Genomic DNA, 18,337 nt, shown 5'->3' with positions numbered 1-18,337 from the left:
GCGATTTGCGCGAAGTCGCCAGGGTCTTAATCGAAATTAGCCATGTTGGGCGCCGGACCGATGGTCGCGGCCGCCCGAACAGGGTTCTCCCGCTTAAGCGGCGGCGACACCGCCCTGGGGCGGCGGCACCGAGACGCCGGCGTCCCCGTATTCCTTCAGCTTGTTGCGCAGGGTGCGGATCGAGATGCCCAGGATGTTGGCCGCGTGGGTGCGGTTGCCCAGGCAGTGCTCCAGGGTGTCGATGATCAGTTGCTGCTCGACCTCGGCCACGGTCGAACCGACGAAGGCGCGCGAGACGGCGTCGGCCGCCATCTGGGCGCCGCGGGCCACCGCCACGTCCGGAGCCGGGGCCAGGGGCTGGCCGTCCGGCAGGCGGATGGCGAACTCCTCGATCTCCGCGCCCGGCGACAGCAGCACTGCGCGGTGCATGGCGTTTTCCAGCTCGCGGACGTTGCCCGGCCAGCGGTGGGCGATCAGCCGGCGCTTGGCCTCGGCCGAGATCGGCTTTTCGGCGACGCCGTTGGCGGCCGAGTACTTCTTCACGAAGTGCTCGCACAGGGTGATGACGTCGCCCGGGCGCTCGCGCAGCGGCGGCAGGCGCAGGTTCACGACGTTCAGGCGATAGAGCAGGTCTTCGCGGAACGTGCCGTCCTTCACGGCCTGGGCCAGGTCGCGGTTGGACGTGGCCAGGATGCGGATGTTGACCTTCACCGGCTTGGAGCCGCCCACGCGGTCGATCTCGCGTTCCTGGATGGCGCGCAGCAGCTTGGCCTGCAGGCGGGCGTCCATTTCGCTGATTTCGTCCAGCAGCAGGGTGCCGCCGTCGGCTTCCTCGAACTTGCCGACCCGGCGGGCCACGGCGCCGGTGAAGGCGCCCTTCTCGTGGCCGAACAGCTCGCTTTCCAGCAGGTTCTCGGGGATGGCGGCGCAGTTGACGCTGATGAACGGCGCCTTGGCCCGACGCGACTTGGCGTGGACGTAGCGGGCCATCACTTCCTTGCCCGAGCCGCTTTCGCCGGTGATCAGGATCGAGGCTTCTGACGGCGCGACCTGGTCGGCCAGGCGGATGACGTCCTCCATCGCCGGATCGCGGACGATCATCGGACGGTTGTCGTCGGTGACGGCGGCCAGGACGGCGGCGATCAGCTCGGCGTCCGGCGGCAGCGGGATGAATTCCTTTGCCCCGGCCTTGATCGCCGCGGCGGCCCGCATCGGGTCGGCGTCGACGCCGCAGGCCACGACCGGCACCCGGATCCGCTCGGACTCGTTGGCGGCGATCAGGCCCGCGATGTCGAGCGCGTAGTCGACCATCAACAGGTCGGCCCCCTGCCCGGCGCGCAGCGCGTGGGTCGCCGCTTCGCAGGTCTCGACATGCGAGACCTTGGCCCCGGTGTTCATCGCCATCTTCACGGCGACCGAGAGCTGTCCGTTCAGTTTTCCGACGACCAGGAGGCGCATCGTTTTCTCTCCGTTGGGGCGTTACGTGCCCCGAATTCAAATCGTTCTAAGCTTCACTCGACGTCGCAGGCGATCAGCCGGCGGCGTCGCCGTCCTTGATGATTTCCGTCATGGTCACGCCCAGGCGCTCGTCGACGACGACGACCTCGCCGCGCGCCACCAGGCGGTTGTTCACATAGATGTCGATCGCCTCGCCGACCTTGCGGTCCAGCTCGAGGATCGATCCGGCCGACAACTGCAGCAGTTGCGCCACCGACATGTGGGCCCGGCCCAGCACGGCGGAGATGTTGACCGGCACGTCGAAGACCGGCGCCAGGTCCGAGGCGATCTTGTCGCTGAGTTCGACCGGCATTTCGGAGGCCAGCATCGTGCCGCCGAATTCGTCGAGGGTGAGGTTGTCTTCGGACATGACGGTCAGCTTTCGCTAGGCAGAAGGGGTTCGGCGTGGAGTCCCTCGGCCGCGATGGCGGCCTCGAGGGCTTGGGTGACGCGGGCGGCCGCGTCGTCAGGATTGAAGGCCGCGCGCCCGTCACCCCAGTCGAGGAGGAAGGCGGCGGCGGGCATGGCGTCGGCCCGGGCGATGATCTGGCCGGGAAAGCCGATGGCCTGGGCGGTCTGTTCCAGGGCGGCCTGGGTGCGCTCGACCAGATGGGCGGCGACCCGGACGGTCAGCTTCGGGCTGGCCTCGACCTCGCGGGCCAGGGCGACCAGGGCCGCCTGGGTCGGGGCCTCGGGGAACTGGTCCAGGGCCGCGTCGGCGATCGCCCGGCCGCAGGCCAGGGCCAGCATCGCCGAGCCTTCGCGGTGCTCGTGGGCCACGGCGGCCAAGGTGCCGAACGCGCTGTGGATCGCCTGGCCGATCGTGTTCATGGCCAGGGCGGCCTCGCGCTCGGCCTGGGCGACGGCCGACTGCTCGCCGGCGGCGTAGGCTTGGGCCTTGGCCTCTTCCAGCTCTTCCAGCGTGAAGTTCTTCTTCACCCGCACCGGCGCGGTCATGCCGCCGTTGTCGTCGAACACGGTGTCGAAGGTGAAGCGCCTGGGGGTCATGTCGGTCATTCAGCCATCCCCCTAGTAGATCAGTTCGTCTTCGGCGCCGGCGCCGGCCAGCATGATCTCGCCCTTGGCGGCCAGGTCCTTGGCGACCTGCACCATGGCGACCTGGGCCTGGTCGACGTCCTTCAGGCGGACCGGACCCATGCTCTCCATGTCCTCGCGCATGATCTTCGACGCGCGTTCCGACATGTTGGAGAAGAACATCTCGCGCAGCTTGTCCGAGGCGCCCTTCAGGGCCAGGGCCAGCTGTTCCTTGCCGGTGGCGCGCAGCAGGGTCTGGACGCCGCCCGGATCCAGCTTCGACAGGTCCTCGAACACGAACATCAGGGCGCGGATGCGCTCGGCCGCCTCGCGGTTTCGCTCTTCCAGCGCGGCGATGAAGCGGGCTTCGGTCTGGCGGTCGAAGTTGTTGAAGATCTCGGCCATCATCTCGTGGCTGTCGCGCTTGGACGTGCGCGCCAGGTTCGACATGAATTCGGTGCGCAGGGTCTGCTCGATCTTGTCGAGGATCTCGCGCTGCACCGGCTCCATCCGCAGCATGCGGGTGACGCATTCCAGGGCGAAGTCTTCCGGCAGCGAGGCCAGCACGCGCGCGGCATGGTCGGACTTCACCTTGGACAGCACCACCGCGACGGTCTGCGGATATTCGTTCTTCAGATAGTTGGCGAGCACCGCCTCGTTCACGTTGCCCAGCTTGTCCCACATGGTCCGACCCGCGGGACCGCGGATCTCTTCCATGAGCTGGTCGACCTTCTCCTGCGGCATGAAGGCCGACAGCAGGCGCTGGGTCTGCTCGTAGGAACCCATGATCGCGCCGGTCGAGCTCATGCCCGAGACGAACTCGACCAGCAGCTCTTCCACGACCGAGGCCGAGATCGAGCCCAGGCCCGCCATGGCCTGAGAGACTTCCTTGATTTCCTCGTCGTCCAGCGCTTCCCAGATCGCGGTGTGCTCTTCGCCCAGGGCGAGCAGCACGATCGCGGCCTTCTCGGGACCCGTCAGCTTTTTGACGTCTGTGATCGAGCTGGCCATTATTCGGACTCGTGCAGCCAGCTACGCAGGATCGCGACGGATTCCTCGGGGTGCTTTTCGACGAACTCCGAGACCCGCTTGATCGACGAGGCCTTCACCTGGCCTTCGATCTTGGCGATGTCGATGCGCTGATCCATGTCGCTGACCGGACCGCCGATGGCGATGGCCTCGCCCGACTGGTCGATGACCACTTCCTGGGTCGTGCCGTCCGACAGGGTGACCATGCGGGTCACCGGCGGCGCGTTCAGCGCCAGGCCCAGCGGGGTCGGCGGCGGGCTGGCCAGGCTCTTCAGGAACGGACGGACCGCGAACAGCAGGATCAGCAGGGCCACGACGGCCAGCACGCCCAGCTCGGCGAAGCGCATCAGGTCGTTCTTGTCCATGCCGTCCAGCAGGCCGGCCTTGCCCAGACCCTGGTCCTCGGGCTGCGGGAAGCGGACATTGACCACCGAAACCTGATCGCCGCGGGCCTGATCGAAGCCGACCGCGGTCTTCACCATCTGCTCCAGCTGGGCCATCTCAGCGGCGGAACGCGGGGTGTAGGCGCCCGGCTTGCCGTCCTTGCCCGGAGGGGCGGTGATGCCGTCGACGGCCACCGACACGGCCTGCTTGGTCACCGAGCCCGGCTCCTGAACGGTGGTCTTGGTGCTTTCCGAGATCTCGTAGTTGGTGACGCTCTCGTTGCTGTTCTGCTTGGAGCCCAGCGGCTGGAAGCCGTTCGGGGTCTGGCCCGGAATGTTCTGGGTCGAGGTGACGCCGCCGGTGTCGTCGTTCTTGGTCTCGCTGGAATCGTTGGCGTTGGTGCTTTCCGAGCGGATGACCTGACCGTCCGGATCGAACTTGCGTTCCTGGGTGGTGACGCGGCTCAGGTCCAGCTGGGCGGTGACGTTGACGCGCGCCTTTCCCGGGCCGAGGACGCCGTCGATCATGTCCTGCACGGTCTTGGCGATACGGGCCTCGGCCTGGCTCTTGGCGTCCTGGGCGGCCTTGCCGGCCAGGGTCTCGTCATTGCCGGCCGACAGGGTCTTGCCGTGCTGGTCCATGACGTTGACGGCGTCGGGCTTCATGCCGGCGACCGAACCGGCCACCAGGTTCTGGATGGCGCGAACCATGTCGGCCGAGGGCTCGCGGCCCATGCTGATGCTGACGGCGGCGGTCGGCTTCTCGGCGTCTTCCTCGAACAGCTGACGCTTGGGGATCACCAGGTGGACGCGGGCGGCGCGCACGCCGTCCCAGCCCGTGATGGTGCGCTCCAGTTCGCCCTGCAGGGCGCGCTGGCGGTTCAGCTGTTGGACGAAGTCGGTCTGGCCCAGCGCATTGCCGGTGTCGAAGATTTCGTAGCCGACCGAGCCGGAGGTCACCAAGCCCTTGGTGAAGATCAGCTGGCGGGCCGAATTGACCTTGTCGCGGGCGACATAGATCGTGCCGCCGTCGGCCTTGGTCTCGTACTTGATGCCGGCCTGGTCGAGGGCGGCGGTGGCGGCGGCGGATTCCTTGGGGTCGACGTTCGACAGCAGCAGCTCGTTGGGCTGCTTGCTCATCATCATCATGACGGCCGCGATCACGGCGATCGCGCCCGCGGCGACGCCGATCAGGGCGGCCAGACGGCCGACACCGAACCTTTGAATCGCGCTGAGGAACTTATCCAACCTACGCCCTACCCCTGAACAACGTTCTCCGACGAGAACGTTAGCCGCCGCGCGCCGGAGCACGCCGTCGCTAGGCAGGATTTACCCAGTGCAAGGTAAACGGGGCGTTTACAAAAGCCCCCTCCGAGGGGGGACCAAGGGCGCCAAAAGGTCGCGGCCGCGCCCCTGGGGGACGCGGCCGCTGATCTGTCGACTCGGACCGCTCGAGGGTCGAAACCCTTGCGCGGCTTACGCTTTGCCGTCCCGCGAACTAGCGGTACTGCTGAAGACGCGTGGTCCGAAGACCCGCCAGGCCGTGACGTTCGATCGATTGTTGCCAGGCGAGGAATTCCTCGTTCGTCAACTTGTACCGATCGCACGCCTCGTCGAGCGAGAGGAGACCACCGCGAACGGCGGCCACCACCTCGGCCTTGCGCCGGATCACCCAACGTTGGGTTTCCGGAGGCGGCAAGTCGGAGAGAGTTAGCGGCGCGCCGGTCGGACCGATCACGTACTTCTCACCCCGGCTGTTCGTGCGCTGCTGCTGCAACATGGCTTTACGCCTTTCCCACAACCATCACTGTTGGAGAGGAATATAGGCGCCGGGAAATAACAGGCGCTTAATTCCAATAGTAAAGAAAGACTGAAACACGAGGCTTTCTCCCTACTCCGGTGATGTATCAATGTGATACAGGGTAATTAAGGTCAGTTAAGACCTGTAATTACCGCTTAATGCTCAGAAGCTCTTCTAGCATCTGGTCAGCGGTGGTGATGATCTTCGACGAAGCCGAATAGGCTCTTTGTGTCGTGATCAACCCCGTGAACTCGGTCGACAAGTCGACCGTCGAAGCTTCCAGCGTGGACGGAGCAATCGAGCCCGCGCCGCCGCCACCTGGAGTCTTCAAGCTATAGGTGCCGCTTTCGTTGGTGACGCGATATGCATTTCCGTTCACCCCCTTCAATCCGTTGGGGTTTGAGAAGGTCGCGATCGCTACCTGTGCGATCCGGCGGGTCACGCCGTTGTCGAAGATCGCCGAAACATAGCCTTCGTCGTCGACTTCGATGTTGGTCAGGTTGCCGAAGGCCGTGCCGTTGGTGTTGACCGACTGGACCACCGACTGGCTGTTGTACTGGGTCAGGCCGCCGGCGGCGCTGGCCAGGTCGATCTGGATGTCCTGGCTGTCGATGCCCAGGCCGTCGGCCCAGCGCGGCGTCGTGCCGGTGGACAGCGGATCGGACGCGGCGATGCTGATCGAGGTCGGGTTGGTGGTCCCGAACAGGCCGCCCGTGCTGGACAGCTTGCCGTCGGTGGTGAAGGTGATCTTGCCCGAGCTGATCAGGCCGTTGGCGTTGTTGTCCAGGTCGCCCGGCTTGGCGCGCAGTTCGGCGTACCATTCGTTGGGGCCGGGGCCCTTCAGCAGCGACAGGGTGACCGTGCGCTGGCCGCCCTTGGAGTCCGAGACCGGGATCTGGATTTCGAAGTCCGGCTTGACGCCCGTGGTCGGGTCCTTGGCGTAGTCCGACATCGAGCGGGTCGCCGGATCGTAGGCGCCGCTGGCGACGGCGTCGGTCTTGTTGTTCACGCCCAGCTGGGTCTGGGTCAGGGTCACGGCCGGCGGGCCGGCGGCGATCTGCACGTTGGGCGCGGTGCCCGGCAGGGTCGAGGTCAGCAGGGCGCCGGTGACCGGGTCGTAGGTGTTGACGCCGGTCGCCACGGCCACGCCGGCCTTGCGGACTTCGACGTTGTACTGGTTACCGGTGCCGGTCGGGCTGTAATAGACCGTGTAGGCCGAGGTCACGCCGGCGCTGTCCACCAGGTTGCCCTTGTTGGACACGGCGTTGGCGGCGGCGGAGATCGGCGTTTCCGAGCGCAGGTTGGCGTTGACGCCGGCCCGGGTGGTCTTTTCGGCGGTGCCGCCGACGGTGCCGACATTGATCGACGACAGCTGGGTCAGGTCCGACGGGTCGGGCGTGATCGCGCCGGTCACCGGGTCGGCCAGCCAGCCTTGCAGATAGAGGCCCGCGTCGTTGCGCAGGTAGCCCAGATTGTCGAGCTGGAACGAGCCGGCGCGGGTGAACGAGCGGGTGTCGGTGGCGGTCAGGCCTTCCGGCTTCTCGGTGCCGACGAAGAAACCCGAACCGGCGATCGACAGGTCCAGGTTCGAGGTCGTGGCCTGGGTCAGGCCTTGCTGGCTGATGAACTGGTGGGTCTTGGCCGAGACGCCGCCGGCGCTGTAGGTGGCGTTCTTGCTCTGCGAGGTGACCAGCGTCGAGAAGTTGGCCGACACGCGCTTGTAGCCGACGGTGTTGACGTTGGCGATGTTGTCCGAAATCGCGGCCAGGGCCGACGAGTTGGAGATCAGGCCGGAAACCCCGGCGAGCATGGCGCTGTTGATGCTCATGACTGCGATCCTGCGATGAAATTCAAAAACGGATGGGTTTGAGGGTTCAGCGCGGTTTGCGTTTGGGTCTCGAAATCCAGCGAGGCGCCGGGGGAGACCGCGACGGCGTCTTTCTGACGCCCGTTCATCGGGTGGTGACGGCCGTTAGGTGGTCGTCGTGTCGGTGTCGTCCTTGGGCGGGTCGGCCGCGGCGTTGGTGACGCCGATCACGGAGTCGAGCGGGACCTTGGTGTCGCCGATCCAGACCATGTTGACGCCGCTCTCGTTGGTCACCTTGGTGACGATGCCGTCGATCCGTCCCTTGGCCGTGGTGGTGATGGCGGTGTCGTTGCCGTCGGTGGCGGTCACCTTGATGGTGTATTCGCCGCCGTCCGGCTGCTTGACGCCTTCGGGGGTGCTCTTGCCGTCCCACTTGAAGGTGTGGTCGCCGCCCGACATGTCGTCCGGCAGGACCGTGGCGATGGTCTTGCCGAACTTGTCGATGACCTCGACCTTGACCCCGGTGGCCGCGCGGCTCTGGGTGTAGCTCCAGCTGGCCTCGCCGTTCTTGAGCACCGACTTGTCGGTTTCGGCGGTGACCTGCTTGCCCATCAGGTTGACGCCCTCGCTGATGCCGCCGCCCGTGCTCATCCCGACCAGGGCCGTCAGCAGGTCGTTGGTGACCAGCTGCTGCTCGACGCCGGTCATCTGGGTGATCTGGCTGGTCATCTGGGTCGTGTCGGTGGGCGACAGCGGATCCTGGTTCTTCAGCTGGGTGGTCAGCAGCTTGAGGAACGTCTGCTCGTTGTTGGCGAGCGAGTTCCGCGAGTTGTTGATCTTGTCGAGCGTGGCGTTGCCGGTGCTGCCCGTGGCGGTGACCATGGCGAAATCTCCTAGATTCTGACGTCGACGCCGCTGGCCTCGGCCACGCGGAGGCCAGGCAGCAGGGCGGACGGGGCAAGCGGGATGTCTTCGTTCAGGGCCGACTGGAAGGCGCGTCCCTGGAAAGCCTGGCGGCTGTCGCCGCCCTGCTGGTTCTGGAAGTCGAAGAAAGCGTTCTGGCTCTGGCCGTTCTGGTTCTGGCTCGAGCTGTCGAAGCTGAGGGCGTTGTCTGCGACGTTGAAGCCGGCCGCGGCCAGGGCCTGGCGCAGCTCGCCCGACTTGCCGCGCATGTCGGCGGCGGCGGCCGGATTGTCGAAGTTCAGGGCGGCGGTCAGCTTGCCGTCCTTGGCGATCTCGATGCGCACGTCCACCCGGCCCAGGCCTTCGGGCTGCAGCACCACGTCGAAGCGGCTGGTCTTGCCCACCACCGCCTTGCTGGCGATCTCGGTCGTCAGGTGGCTGACCGTTTCCGGCCCGGCCTTGGGCAGCTGGGCCGCGACGATCGGGGTGGGAGCCGCCGTGGTGCCGGGGGCGATGAAGGTGGGAGCGGCCGCCGCGGCGTCGGCCTTGGCGATGATCGGCGCGGCGTCCTTGAGGGCCGAGTTCTGGGCGCCCGACTGGTCCTGGGCGCCGCCTTCGGGCGAGCCTTCGCCCGTCGTCGCGCCGTGGGCCGAGGCGACGACCTGGCCGTGGACCGGTTCGGCGGCGGCGTCGGCCACGGCCGCGGCGACGGCGGTCGCGGTGGTGGAAGCGGTCTTCGGCTCGGCGGCCTTGACGACCTTGCCGACCACCGAGGCGACTTCCGGCGTGGCGGCCTGGGCGGCGGCGGTTGTCTGAGCGGGCGCGGGCTCGGCGGCGTCGGTCTGCGGCACGGCGGCGGCCAGGGCCGCGAGGGCGGCTTCGGCGGCGGCGGGAACGGCGGCCTGGGCGGCCGGCGCGGTCGCGGCGGCTTCCGGCTTGACGGTCGGTGCGGCCAAAGCCGTCGCCGTCGCCGCCTTGGCCGCTGCTGCGGCGGCAAGGTCGGCGGCCGAAACGGCCGGCGCTTGCGGCAGGTCGGAGGTCGGCGCGGCGTCGGCGGCGTCCGTCGCCAGGGCGGCGGCGGGAACGGCGGCGTCCTTGGAAGCGGCGGCCTGGGCGACGACCGGCGCGAAGGCGGTCTGGGTCGCCGCGGTCTGGGCGGCGGTCGCCGTGGCCGTGGCGTCGCCGGTCGTCGCCGGCTTGGGCGTCTCGACCGTGGGCGCCTGCATCGCGGCGATCAGGGCGGCGGCCGCGGCCAGGGCGGCGGCGTCGGCCTGGCCGGTGGTCGCATCGGCGGCCTTGCCGTCGTCGGCGGCGCCGGCCGTGTCCGCGGCGGCCTGGTCCTTGCTGTCGGTCTTATCGTCGGTGGCGGCGGCGTCCGTGCTCTTGTCGTTCTGGGCGGCGTCCGCGGCCTTGGTCGTCTTGGCGTCGGCGGCCTTGTCGGAAGCGTCGGCGGTCTTGTCCGCCTTGGCGTCCGAGGCGCGGTCGGCGGCTTTGGAGTCGGCGGCCTTGTTGTCCTGCGCCCGGTCGGCCGCCTTGCTGGCGACCTTGCCGGTGTCTCGCGTGGGCGCCTTGTCGTTCGAGGCGTTCGCGCTGGTGTTCTGAGCCAGCAGCGCGCCGAAGCCTTCGGCCGCGTCCTTGTCGTAACCGCCGGCGATCGCCGGGGTCGAGGGCAGGACGGAAGCGGGAGCAGCGATCGCGGTCATGCGTCGTAGGGTCCACGGAGGATGGCGGCCCGAAGAGGACACGCCTTGATCCGGACTTCCCTGAGCAACCGCCGGGCCAACTCGCGAAATTCACATAACTAATTGTTTTAGTTGATATTAATCTTGCGTTTACGAGTTCGGAAAGGCCGACCACGGCGCTTTTTGCCGAGCCAAACAGGGTTAACAGGACCAGGGTTGCCGCGTCGCCCTGCCCCACCCGCAGTTGGCGCCCTCCTTGCGCATAGGTTTCTGTCGCTCGCTCGACGTCAGGAACGAATTGCCATGATTTTCAATGGCTTGCACATCGCCGAAGGGGTCGAACCCCACAACGCCCGGCAGTTTTCGCCGGGCAAGGTCGCGTCGTGCCGTTCGTGGTTTGCCGAGCAGGCCGGAGAATAGACCATGTCGTTGAACACCATCTTGAATGTGGCGACCTCGGGGATGATGGCGGCCCAGACGGGCCTGCGCGTCACCTCCGACAACGTCGCCAACATCAACACCGCCGGCTACGTCCGCAAGACGATCAGCCAGTCCAACCTCGTGTCGAACGGCATGGGCGTGGGCGTCAATATCGACGCCATCAAGCGGGCCACCGACAAGTTCATGGCCGCCGCCAGCCTGAACGGCGCGTCCGACTCCGGTCGCACCAGCGCGATCGCCACCGCCATGGACAACGCCCAGAAGCTGTTCGGCGACCCCAGCGCGGCCAACAACTTCTTCGCCACGCTGGATGACGTGTACGCGGCGTTCTCGGCGGCGTCGGACGATCCGTCCTCGACCCTCCTGCGCAGCAGCACCGTCACCAAGGTCGAGGACTTCCTCAGCGAGAGCAAGCGGATCACCTCGTCGCTGTCGAGCCAGATCAAGGACACCGACAACCGCATCGGCGCCGACGTCGACCGCGTCAACGACCTGCTCAAGCAGATCGACAGCCTGAACGTCGACATCACCCGCGCCAAGATGTCGGGCGCCGACGGCACCGGTTCGGAGAACGTCCAGAGCGGACTGATCAACGAGCTGTCGACCTATATGAACATCCAGGTCAGCGACCGCGCCAACGGCGGCGTCATGGTGCGCTCGGCCGAGGGCGTCACCCTGGCCGGCAACGGCCCCGCCACGGTAACCTACAATCAATCGGGTCCGGCCAACGGCTATCTGACGGTGGTCACCGCCAACAGCGGCGGCCAGGTCATGCCGCTGGCCGTCACCAACGGCGAGATCCAGGGCCTTCTGCAGCTGCGCAACACCGAGCTGCCCAACCTGTCCGACCAGCTGGGCGAGTTCGTCAGCCGGGCGGCCGAGGAGCTGAACCGCGCCTCCAACGCCTCCAGCTCGGTCCCCGCGCCCAACACGATGACCGGCAAGGACACCGGCCTGGACGCCGCCACCGCCTTCGCCAACTTCACCGGCAAGACGACGATCGCCATCACCAACGCCGCCGGCGCCATCGTCCAGCGTGTCGACGTCGACTTCAGCGCCGGGACCATGACGGTCAACGGCGCGCCTGGCCCGGCCTTCACCAACACCAACTTCCTGACCCAGCTGAACACCGCGCTGGGCGGCACCGCCACGGCGGGCTTCGCCAACGGCGAGCTGAGCCTGAACACCACGACCTCGACCAACGGCATCGCCATCGTCGACAACGCCACCACCCCCTCGACCAAGGCCGGCAAGGGCTTTTCCCAGTTCTTCGGCCTGAACGACGTCATCCGCTCGGACGGCTATTCGCCCTACGAGACCGGGATGGTCGCCAGCGATCCCAGCGGCTTCACGCCCGGCCAGACCATCACCCTGCGCATGACCGACGGCGACGGCAGCCGCATCCGCGACATCCAGGTGGCCATCCCCACCGGGACGGGCTCGATGCAAGAGACCATCGACGCCCTGAACTCCCGCAATTCGGGCGTGGGCCTGTACGGCTCGTTCGCCCTGGGTTCGAAGGGCGAGCTGACCTTCACGCCGAATTCCGCCACCCCGGTCAATCTGTCGGTGGTCGAGGACCTGACCCAGCGCGGCGTCGGCGGCCCGTCGCTCAGCCAGCTGTTCGGCGTGGGCATGAGCGAGCGTAGCACGCGCGGCGGCCTGTTCAAGGTGGATCCGGCCATGGACGCCGATCCGTCCAAGCTGCCGTTCGCCAAGCTGGACCTGACGGCCGCGGCCGGCACGCCGGCCCTGGCGGTCGGCGACGGCCGTGGCGCCCTGGCCCTGGCCAAGTCCGGCGACATCACCGCCGCCTTCGCCAACGCCGGCGACGCGGCCGGCGTCAAGAAGAGCGTGCTGAGCTACGGCGCGGACTTCAGCGGCTCGATCGCCCGCAAGGCCGCCTCGGCCACCAGCCGCAAGGAGGCGGCCGAGTCCGTCAAGACCGAGGTCGACGCCCAGCGCCAGTCGCAGGAAGGCGTCAACCTCGACGAGGAACTGGTCAACCTGACCACCTACCAGCAGGCGTTCAACGCCTCCGCCCGCCTGATCCAGGCGACGAAGGACATGTTCGATGTCCTCACCAATATCGTTTGAGGTTAAGCCATGACCCGCGTCTCCACCTCCGGCAATTTCGGCGTGATGACCAGCAACCTGATGCGCGCCCAGGTGCTGCAGAACATCGCCGGCGAACAGGTCTCCAGCCAGAAGAACGCCAACGACCTGAAGGGCTATTCCAAGAACGCCGAGGTCCTGACGGCGATGAAGACCGCCCAGGCCAAGGTCGCCGGCTTCCTGGGCCAGACCACCCTGGTCTCCAACCGGCTGGACGTGCAGGACGTCGGCATCGGCCAGGTCGCCGACGCCACCCAGGACGCCCGTGACGCCATCGCCAACGCCATAGCCGCCGGCAGCGCCGAGACCATGATGCAGCAGCTGAACGGCGCGTTCGGCGACGTGATCCAGGGCCTCAACAGCAAGTTCAACGGCCGCTACGTCTTCGCCGGCGCCAAGTCCGACACCCAGCCGACCACCGCCACCAGCATGGCCGATCTGACCGCCGGCCCGCCGATCTCCTCGCTGTTCCAGAACGACCAGTACATCACCAGCAACCGTATCGACGACACCACCTCGGTCGACACCGGCCAGCTGGCCGACAAGCTGGGCACGGGCGTGTACGGCGCCTTCCAGCAGGTCCAGGCCTATGTCGACGCCAACGGTCCGTTCACCGGCAAGCTGACCCAGGCCCAGAGCGACTTCCTCAAGGGCCTCCTGCCCGTCTTCGACGGCGTCAAGAGCGGCCTGGTCACCGCCCAGGCCCAGAACGGTCTGAACCAGAAGCGCTTCGACACCGCCAAGACCGACCTGTCGAACCAGGCCGACACCCTGACGACCATGGTCGGCGGCATCACCGACGTCGACATGGCCGAGGCGGTCACCCGCCTGGAGTCGGCCAAGCTGGCCGTCCAGGCCTCGGCCCAGGTCTTTGCGAGCCTGCAGAACTCGTCGCTGCTGAACGTGCTGAAGTAGGGACGGCGGAGACGCCTTACGCCCTTCGAGGTTCGACTTCGCCTCACACCTCAGGATGAGGAAGACTGTACTGAATTCCTCATCCTGAGGCGACCGCGCAGCGGGCCTCGAAGGACGCACGGTCGCGCCGCGACACCCCAAACCTCGCAAAACCAGCCACAACTCGCTATATGGCCGCGATGGACGCCGACATCGCCACCTTCGACACCGTGACCACGACCTCCGCCCTGGACCGCGCGGTCGAACAGGCACGCGCGGCCGTCGGCCTGCCGGTCGGGACGCGGATCGTGGCGGCCATGTCCGGGGGCGTGGACTCCACCGTCACCGCCGCCTTGCTGGCCAAGGCCGGCTACGACGTGGTGGGCGTCACCCTGCAGCTCTACGACCACGGCGCGGCGATCGCCAAGAAGGGCGCCTGCTGCGCGGGCCAGGACATCATGGACGCTCGCATGGCGGCCGAGCGGATCGGCATCCCGCACTACGTCCTCGACTACGAAAGCCGCTTCAAGGAGCAGGTGATCGAGGAGTTCGCCGACGCCTATCTGCGCGGCGAGACGCCGATCCCCTGCGTGCGCTGCAACCAGACCGTCAAGTTCCGCGACCTGCTGGACGTGGCCCGCGACCTGGGCGCTGAGGCCATGGCCACCGGCCACTACGTCCAGCGCGCCATGCCGGCTTCTGGCGGCAATCGCCCGCAGCTGCGTCGCGCCGCCGACCCGGCCAAGGACCAGAGCTATTTCCTGTTCGCCACCACGGCCGAGCAGCTGGACTTCCTGCGCTTCCCGCTGGGCGGCATGGACAAGCCGACCGTGCGCCTGGTGGCCGCCGAGCTGGGCCTGGCCATCGCCGACAAGCCCGACAGCCAGGACATCTGCTTCGTGCCCGAGGGCAAGTACACCACGGTGATCGACAGGATCCGGCCGCAAGGCGCCCTGCCCGGCGACATGGTGCACATGGACGGCCGCGTGCTGGGCCGGCACGAGGGCGTCACCCGCTACACCATCGGCCAGCGCCGGGGCCTGAACATCGCCGTGGGCGACCCGCTATTCGTGGTCAGGATCGACGCCGACAAGCGCCAGGTCATCGTCGGCCCGCGCGAGGCGCTGCTGACCCAGGCCCTGTCGCTGAAGGAAGGCAACTGGCTGGGCGCCGAAGACAGCCTGGAAGCCGCCGCCGCCAATGGCGCGCCGGTGCTGGCCCGCGTGCGCTCGACCCGCGAACCCGTCCCGGGCCGCCTGGCTCTGGTGGATGGCGAACCGCGTCTGGTGTTCGACGTGCTGGAAGAAGGCGTCGCCCCCGGCCAGGCCTGCGTGCTCTACGACCCCGCCGACCCCGAGCGCGTGCTGGGCGGCGGCTTCATCGTGGCGACGGAACGGGCCGCGCTCTAGACCGTTGCCTGACGCGGTCCGGTCGCGCGCGAATCCACATCCGGAATACAGCTGAACCGTCAGAAAACCCGCGCCCAAGCGCATGACGCGAGCGCCTTAAAAAGCAGCAAAACCGGCGAATTCACATGCTTATTTGACGCCCGTGATAAAAATCGCCGATCGACGAGAGACTTTCAGCAAAATAATCGCCGTCCACGGTCGAAATTCACATCTGAGGCGAGTGACATACGAAACTTTTGTGGCATGTAGACGTATCTACTGTACGCACGCGCCAAGTTTTTGACGCGTTTGTAGAATTTGGAGTTGAAGGCCGATGACGACCGCCGCCTACACCTACAAGACCCGTCACGATCGCCACGTCTCGCTGACCAAGCTGAGCGTAATCCTGACCAACCTCGGCCTGTGGGCCAGCCTGATCGTCGGGCTCGCGATCGTCGCGCGCTGATCTAGTCCGCGCCCTGTTCCTCACGGAACAGGCCTTGGATCGCGTAGAGACCCGCCACCTTCAGATCCACGAACACCGACCACCGGGCGATGTAGTCCAGCTCGGCGCTCCAGGTCGGTTCGCCCTCCGCCGCGACAGGCGGGATCATTCCGGGCCGCGCCTCGAAGCGCCGCGCATAGTCCGGCCGCACCTGGCTCAGGTGAGCATATTGCGCGGGCGATTGCGGCCCCGGCCCGATCAACGACATGTCGCCGTCGATGACATTAACGGCCGAGGGCAAGTCCCCCAGCCCCGCCAGCCAGATTACACGATCAAACACGCTTTCGCGCTCCGCCGGCCGGTGCACGCGCCAGCGTCCGAACGTCCGGCCATTCAGACCGACGGTTTCTTCTCGCGTGAAGATCGGGCCGCGCCGACTGCATCGAATGGCGGTGATCATCACCAGCCCGATCGGCAGGAAGAAGACCAGAACGAGGACCGCGCCCAGCAGGTCCAGCGTCCGCTTGCACACGCTTCCGGCGGGGCCAACCGCGTCAACACGCCCCGTCGCATCCACCAAACGCAACCCCACTGTACTCAAGGACGCCCCCGCCGAGCGCCCCTGTAGGAAAGGGGCGTTCGATGGCTCAGAACGTCCAGGTTGCGTCGGGGTTCCGACATAGATTTCGAAACCTGTGGATCAAACGATCTCGTCGAAGCCCATGCCGATCTTGAACAGGCAATAGCCGGTCTCGTCGACCAGCCGCGCCACGTCGGGATTGGTGTCGGCGCGCTCGCGGGCGCGGGTGAAGCGCCACGCGTCGGGATCGGCCCCATCCGGAAATCCCGCCCCGTCCGCCGTCACCAGCCGGTAGGCCGGCTTGGCGCGATGGACGTGGAAGCGATAGCTCACTCGGCGGCGATCCTGGCCGAGGCCTCCAGGGCCTCGCCGACCGTCAGGCCCGGTTCTTCATGGACGACACGGGTCAGGTCTCGGCCCTCGATCACTTCACCGCAGGCTTCACAAGCCAGCTTGGGGTGGAAGTCGCAGCCGCACTTCTGGTGCACGAAATGCACCGGGCCGTTGCCCAGGCCGTAGACGTGCTGGTCGCCCCACTCGGCCATGGTCAGCAGCACCGGCGACAGGGCCCGGCCCTTCGGCGTCAGCACATATTCCTGGCGCGGAGGGCGCTCGGAGTAGCGGCGCGGCTCCAGCACCCCGTTGGCCACCAGGCTCTTGAGGCGGGCGGCCAGAACGTTGCGGGCCACGCCCAGGCGCTCCTGCCACTGCTCGAACCGCTTCACGCCCTGGAAGGCGTCGCGGAGGATCAGCAGGGTCCAGGGATCGCCCACGACCTCGAGGGTGGCGGCGATCGAGCAGCGTTCATTGGTGTAGTCGGCGGTGCGGCCCATCACGGGAAGGTGAAGCCTTCCGCCGGGGAATGCAAGGGTTGCTTTTGCAGACGAAGGGTATAGGTTTTCAAAAGCAATTGACTCTCTCGGTTGCGCACTGCGGGTCGATGGCGAGAACATCCGCATTCCGCCATCACCCGCTTTTTGCGTGAACCCTTGCGCTCGACGCGCCGAGGAGGGTTTATCTCGCCACAAAATCCCCAGGGTGGAGCTCAAGCATGTCCAACGCTGATCCGGTCGTCATCGTCTCGTTCGCCCGCACGCCGATGGGCGGCTTCCAGGGCGCGCTGGCCGGGGCCAAGGCCACCGAGCTGGGCGCCGTGGCGGTGAAGGCGGCGATCGAGCGGGCCGGCGTCTCGGGCGACCAGGTCGAACAGATCTTCATGGGCTGCGTGCTGCCCGCCGGCCTGGGCCAGGCCCCGGCCCGCCAGGCGGCGGTCGGCGCGGGCCTGCCGCTGTCGGTCGAGGCCACCACCGTCAACAAGATGTGCGGCAGCGGCATGCAGGCCGCGATCATGGCCCACGACGCCCTGGCGGCCGGCAGCGCCGAGATCATCGTGGCGGGCGGCATGGAGAGCATGACCAACGCCCCCTACCTGCTGACCAAGCACCGCGCGGGCGCCCGTATCGGCCACGACCAGATGCTGGACTCCATGTACCTGGACGGGCTGGAGGACGCCTATACGCCCGGCAAGCTGATGGGCGCCTTCGCCGAGGACACGGCCGCCACCTATCAGTTCAGCCGCGACGCCATGGACGACTATGCGATCAAGGGCCTGGCCAAGGCCAAGAAGGCCGTGGAGTCGGGCGCCTTCGAGGCCGAGATCGCCCCGGTGACTGTCACCACCCGCAAGGGCGTGGAGACGGTCTCCCAGGACGAGCAGCCGCTGAAGGCCGATCCGGCCAAGATTCCGACCCTGCGCCCGGCCTTCGCCCGCGATGGCGGCGTCACCGCGGCCAGTTCCGCCTCGATCAGCGACGGGGCCGCCGCCCTGGTCATGACTCGCGAGAGCGTGGCCAAGCGGCTGGGCCTGCCCATCGTCGCCCGCGTCGTGGCCCACGCCGCCCACGCCCACGAGCCGGCCCTGTTCACCACCGCCCCGGTCCCGGCCATGCGCAAGGCGCTGAAGAAGGCCGGCTGGGAGGTCGCCGACGTCGACCTGTTCGAGATCAACGAAGCCTTCGCCGTGGTCGCCATGATCGCCCAGCAGGAACTGGGCTTCGATCCCGACAAGCTGAACGTCAACGGCGGCGCCTGCGCCCTGGGCCATCCGATCGGCGCGTCGGGCGCGCGAATCCTGTGCACCCTGATCTCGGCCCTGCGGGCGCGAGGCGGCAAGAAGGGCCTGGCGGCGCTGTGCATCGGCGGCGGGGAAGCCACGGCGATGGCGGTGGAGCTGGTTTAGAGCGCGACGAAAACCTCATCCTTCGACAAGCTCAGGATGAGGTTTCGACTGTCGAAGCCTATGCATTGGTCCTCATCCTGAGCCTGTCGAAGGACGAG

17 protein-coding genes are annotated in these 18,337 nt (G+C 67.4%); 5 read left to right on the top strand and 12 right to left on the bottom strand.

The features are described from left to right. Nucleotides 1-93: 93 nt before the first annotated feature. The 9 genes from flbD to fliK form a co-directional block, all read right to left on the bottom strand. The gene (gene flbD / locus G3M62_RS05405) at nt 94-1,458 is read right to left on the bottom strand and encodes a sigma-54-dependent transcriptional regulator FlbD (protein ID WP_165185316.1); all 1,365 of its coding nucleotides are present in this window, start codon (nt 1,456-1,458) and stop codon (nt 94-96) included. A gap of 73 nt (nt 1,459-1,531) precedes the next feature. After that, nucleotides 1,532-1,867 carry a flagellar motor switch protein FliN gene (fliN, locus tag G3M62_RS05400; RefSeq protein WP_029914089.1) on the bottom strand — a complete coding sequence of 112 codons (336 nt, stop codon included), beginning with the start codon at nt 1,865-1,867 and terminating at the stop codon, nt 1,532-1,534. A gap of 5 nt (nt 1,868-1,872) precedes the next feature. Then, nucleotides 1,873-2,514: a FliH/SctL family protein gene (locus G3M62_RS05395; RefSeq protein WP_165185315.1), complete on the bottom strand. Its 642-nt coding sequence runs from the start codon at nt 2,512-2,514 to the stop codon at nt 1,873-1,875. 12 nt (nt 2,515-2,526) lie between these two features. Next, complete coding sequence (gene fliG / locus G3M62_RS05390) at nt 2,527-3,543, bottom strand: flagellar motor switch protein FliG (RefSeq protein WP_165185313.1); 1,017 nt, start codon at nt 3,541-3,543, stop codon at nt 2,527-2,529. Then, nucleotides 3,543-5,192, bottom strand: a complete 1,650-nt coding sequence (gene fliF / locus G3M62_RS05385; protein WP_165185312.1) for a flagellar basal-body MS-ring/collar protein FliF — start codon at nt 5,190-5,192, stop codon at nt 3,543-3,545. The genes fliG and fliF overlap by 1 nt, the downstream gene beginning before the upstream one ends. 250 nt (nt 5,193-5,442) lie before the next feature. Then, a complete protein-coding gene (sciP, locus tag G3M62_RS05380) occupies nt 5,443-5,724 on the bottom strand; it encodes a CtrA inhibitor SciP (protein ID WP_056439427.1) in 282 nt (93 codons plus the stop codon). A gap of 169 nt (nt 5,725-5,893) precedes the next feature. Further along, the gene (flgE, locus tag G3M62_RS05375) at nt 5,894-7,573 is read right to left on the bottom strand and encodes a flagellar hook protein FlgE (protein WP_165185310.1); all 1,680 of its coding nucleotides are present in this window, start codon (nt 7,571-7,573) and stop codon (nt 5,894-5,896) included. Nucleotides 7,574-7,717: 144 nt separating this feature from the next. Beyond that, entirely contained in the window at nt 7,718-8,434 is a 717-nt protein-coding gene (locus G3M62_RS05370) for a flagellar hook assembly protein FlgD (protein ID WP_165185308.1), read from the bottom strand. Nucleotides 8,435-8,445: 11 nt separating this feature from the next. Further along, entirely contained in the window at nt 8,446-10,158 is a 1,713-nt protein-coding gene (gene fliK, locus G3M62_RS05365; RefSeq protein WP_165185307.1) for a flagellar hook-length control protein FliK, read from the bottom strand. 402 nt (nt 10,159-10,560) lie between these two features. Here fliK and flgK point away from each other — a divergent pair, with 402 nt between their 5' ends. From flgK to G3M62_RS26750, 4 genes are all read left to right on the top strand, one after another. Next, entirely contained in the window at nt 10,561-12,675 is a 2,115-nt protein-coding gene (gene flgK / locus G3M62_RS05360; RefSeq protein WP_165185305.1) for a flagellar hook-associated protein FlgK, read from the top strand. Nucleotides 12,676-12,684: 9 nt separating this feature from the next. After that, nucleotides 12,685-13,608 (top strand): flagellin, encoded by a 924-nt coding sequence (locus G3M62_RS05355; RefSeq protein WP_165185304.1) that lies wholly within the window; start codon nt 12,685-12,687, stop codon nt 13,606-13,608. A 170-nt stretch (nt 13,609-13,778) separates the two neighbouring features. Further along, complete coding sequence (mnmA, locus tag G3M62_RS05350; RefSeq protein WP_425483828.1) at nt 13,779-14,996, top strand: tRNA 2-thiouridine(34) synthase MnmA; 1,218 nt, start codon at nt 13,779-13,781, stop codon at nt 14,994-14,996. A gap of 313 nt (nt 14,997-15,309) precedes the next feature. Further along, complete coding sequence (locus G3M62_RS26750; RefSeq protein WP_281360084.1) at nt 15,310-15,441, top strand: hypothetical protein; 132 nt, start codon at nt 15,310-15,312, stop codon at nt 15,439-15,441. 1 nt (nt 15,442) lies between these two features. Here the strand turns inward: G3M62_RS26750 and G3M62_RS05345 are convergent, their stop codons facing one another. The 3 genes from G3M62_RS05345 to G3M62_RS05335 form a co-directional block, all read right to left on the bottom strand. Next, on the bottom strand, nt 15,443-15,997 hold the full coding sequence (locus G3M62_RS05345; RefSeq protein WP_246263619.1) for a sugar transferase: 555 nt from the start codon (nt 15,995-15,997) through the stop codon (nt 15,443-15,445). Nucleotides 15,998-16,120: 123 nt separating this feature from the next. Then, nucleotides 16,121-16,333 (bottom strand): hypothetical protein, encoded by a 213-nt coding sequence (locus G3M62_RS05340; RefSeq protein ID WP_165185302.1) that lies wholly within the window; start codon nt 16,331-16,333, stop codon nt 16,121-16,123. Continuing rightward, nucleotides 16,330-16,833 (bottom strand): winged helix-turn-helix transcriptional regulator, encoded by a 504-nt coding sequence (locus tag G3M62_RS05335; RefSeq protein WP_165191197.1) that lies wholly within the window; start codon nt 16,831-16,833, stop codon nt 16,330-16,332. Before G3M62_RS05335 ends, G3M62_RS05340 begins: the two co-directional genes overlap by 4 nt. 218 nt (nt 16,834-17,051) lie before the next feature. Between G3M62_RS05335 and G3M62_RS05330 the strand changes: the two genes are divergently transcribed. After that, a complete protein-coding gene (locus G3M62_RS05330; RefSeq protein ID WP_165185301.1) occupies nt 17,052-18,239 on the top strand; it encodes an acetyl-CoA C-acyltransferase in 1,188 nt (395 codons plus the stop codon). Nucleotides 18,240-18,337: the final 98 nt, after the last annotated feature.

Origin of the sequence: Caulobacter soli (assembly GCF_011045195.1) — a bacterium.
Classification (GTDB): Bacteria; Pseudomonadota; Alphaproteobacteria; order Caulobacterales; family Caulobacteraceae; genus Caulobacter; species Caulobacter soli.
Note: the sequence above shows the minus strand (reverse complement) of the source record. Positions and strands in the feature narration are given on the sequence as shown.

Bases quoted from the DNA above. Each gene is read 5' to 3' on its own strand.
- flbD (WP_165185316.1), bottom strand. From the start codon at position 1,458: ATGCGCCTCCTGGTCGTCGGAAAACTGAACGGACAGCTCTCGGTCGCC.
- fliN (WP_029914089.1), bottom strand. From the start codon at position 1,867: ATGTCCGAAGACAACCTCACCCTCGACGAATTCGGCGGCACGATGCTG.
- G3M62_RS05395 (WP_165185315.1), bottom strand. From the start codon at position 2,514: ATGACCGACATGACCCCCAGGCGCTTCACCTTCGACACCGTGTTCGAC.
- fliG (WP_165185313.1), bottom strand. From the start codon at position 3,543: ATGGCCAGCTCGATCACAGACGTCAAAAAGCTGACGGGTCCCGAGAAG.
- sciP (WP_056439427.1), bottom strand. From the start codon at position 5,724: ATGTTGCAGCAGCAGCGCACGAACAGCCGGGGTGAGAAGTACGTGATC.
- flgE (WP_165185310.1), bottom strand. From the start codon at position 7,573: ATGAGCATCAACAGCGCCATGCTCGCCGGGGTTTCCGGCCTGATCTCC.
- G3M62_RS05370 (WP_165185308.1), bottom strand. From the start codon at position 8,434: ATGGTCACCGCCACGGGCAGCACCGGCAACGCCACGCTCGACAAGATC.
- fliK (WP_165185307.1), bottom strand. From the start codon at position 10,158: ATGACCGCGATCGCTGCTCCCGCTTCCGTCCTGCCCTCGACCCCGGCG.
- flgK (WP_165185305.1), top strand. From the start codon at position 10,561: ATGTCGTTGAACACCATCTTGAATGTGGCGACCTCGGGGATGATGGCG.
- G3M62_RS05355 (WP_165185304.1), top strand. From the start codon at position 12,685: ATGACCCGCGTCTCCACCTCCGGCAATTTCGGCGTGATGACCAGCAAC.
- mnmA (WP_425483828.1), top strand. From the start codon at position 13,779: ATGGCCGCGATGGACGCCGACATCGCCACCTTCGACACCGTGACCACG.
- G3M62_RS26750 (WP_281360084.1), top strand. From the start codon at position 15,310: ATGACGACCGCCGCCTACACCTACAAGACCCGTCACGATCGCCACGTC.
- G3M62_RS05335 (WP_165191197.1), bottom strand. From the start codon at position 16,833: ATGGGCCGCACCGCCGACTACACCAATGAACGCTGCTCGATCGCCGCC.
- G3M62_RS05330 (WP_165185301.1), top strand. From the start codon at position 17,052: ATGTCCAACGCTGATCCGGTCGTCATCGTCTCGTTCGCCCGCACGCCG.